The following is a 541-nucleotide window of genomic DNA, read 5'->3' on the forward strand; positions in this document are numbered from 1 at the left end:
GTGCGCATTCGGAATCTGCTAATGGTGTGCCGCTCACTGCGTACACCGTCCAATCGCCTTTAGGGTTTTCGCCATAAAACGCATATGAGCCTAAAGCATAAAGAGTCTGTGAGCTAATCTTGCCACCGTCCCGCTTATCTTTTGGATCGCCTGTGTCGTCATAAAACATGTTGTAGGGTGTGCTTAGAATAGAGACGGTACCTTGAGGCGACTTTAAGAAAATACCAGCGCTGCCCATACAAACCTCCGCGCTTCCTACTGCTTGCATCTGAAGCTGAACCATATCGATGGCGCCTTCTGTTGATGTCCTAAATTGCCCCAACTTTTTGACTTTTCCGTACTCCACTGCACTAATAATCTCAACACTTTTCCATTCTGGTTGAACTAAGGCGGAAGACTTGTAGTTTGTATAACTCCTAGCCATTTCAACCGCTGCCCTAGCATCAGCAAGTCCAAATCCATACCAATTAGAATAGTAAATTCCGGCTTGGTTCTTTTGCCAACCATAGTCAATTCTGGCTGAGGTTTGTCCATCAACCAA

Annotated in this window: 1 protein-coding gene; it reads right to left on the reverse strand. The window is 45.8% G+C overall.

Going from position 1 to position 541, the window contains the following annotated elements:
- Positions 1–283, reverse strand: a 283-nt coding sequence (locus LZG75_RS12250) for a proprotein convertase P-domain-containing protein (RefSeq protein WP_233937700.1), incomplete at its 3' end; no start/stop codon positions are given.
- Positions 284–541 lie beyond the last annotated feature (258 nt).

This window comes from Polynucleobacter sp. IMCC30063 (assembly GCF_021395235.1).
In the GTDB taxonomy this organism is placed as follows: Bacteria; Pseudomonadota; Gammaproteobacteria; order Burkholderiales; family Burkholderiaceae; genus Polynucleobacter.